Genomic DNA, 1,118 nt, shown 5'->3' with positions numbered 1-1,118 from the left:
GACTTAGAGCGCCGATCCGATTCTACCGGATCGAAACGCGCTCTAAGTTCTGAGGTCGCGGATCTTCGGGCACCTGCTCGAGGATCCGCGAACGGCTTTCAACACATGCCAGCACTTTTGGCCAGCACTGTTGGCCAGCACTTTTGGCATTATCTATCGTCATATCCTCTACTATTACAGGTAACCACTTTATGGACACCGCCGTTCAACGCAACAGCGACTCTGTTGGCCATTCGCCGGAAGACAACCTGTCTCGTTTCGCGGGCCCCATGAAGATCACCGCCGCCAGAGTTATTGTCACCTGCCCGGGGCGTAACTTCGTCACCCTGAAAATCGAGACCGACCAGGGCGTCTACGGCATAGGCGACGCCACCCTGAATGGCCGCGAGCTGTCGGTCGTCGCTTACCTCGAAGAACACGTCATACCCGTTCTGATCGGTAAAGATCCTCGCCGCATCGAAGACATCTGGCTGTATCTTTACCGTGGCGCCTACTGGCGCCGTGGGCCGGTGACCATGCGCGCTATCGCCGCCGTCGACGTCGCTCTGTGGGACATCAAGGGCAAGGTGGCTGGCATGTCGATCACCGACCTGCTGGGCGGAGCGTCGCGTGACTCGGTCCTCGTCTACGGCCACGCCAACGGCGCCGATCTGGAAAGCACCGTCGATGCTGTCGGCAAATATATCGACATGGGCTATACCGCTATCCGTGCCCAGTCGGGTGTTCCCGGCGTAAACTTGGCTTACGGGATAAGTCGCGGTACCTTGCACTATGAGCCGGCGGACGCCGCGCTGCCTACGGAAACCGTCTGGAACACCTCCAGATATCTGGATTTTTGCCCCAAGCTGTTCGACGCTTTGCGCGGCGTCTACGGCTTCACACACGAACTGCTGCACGACGGCCACCACCGCCTGACGCCCAACGAAGCGGCGCAACTGGGTAAGAATCTGGAACCGTACCGCCTGTTCTGGCTCGAAGATATCACCCCGGCCGAAAACCAGGAGGCCTTCCGCCATATCCGTCAACATACGACGACCCCTCTGGCGGTGGGTGAAATCTTCAACACGATCTGGGACGCCAAGGACCTGATCCAGAACCAGTTGATCGACTATATCCGT

Annotated in this window: 1 protein-coding gene; it reads left to right on the top strand. The window is 58.7% G+C overall.

Features of this window, described 5'->3' with window-relative positions; genetic code table 11:
* Positions 1–269: 269 nt before the first annotated feature.
* The coding region (locus ABI_RS11970; RefSeq protein WP_040309196.1) for a D-galactonate dehydratase family protein at positions 270–1,118 on the top strand (849 nt) is incomplete at its 3' end.

Origin of the sequence: Asticcacaulis biprosthecium C19 (genome assembly GCF_000204015.1) — a bacterium.
GTDB classification, from domain to species: domain Bacteria; phylum Pseudomonadota; class Alphaproteobacteria; order Caulobacterales; family Caulobacteraceae; genus Asticcacaulis; species Asticcacaulis biprosthecius.
Note: the sequence above shows the minus strand (reverse complement) of the source record. Positions and strands in the feature narration are given on the sequence as shown.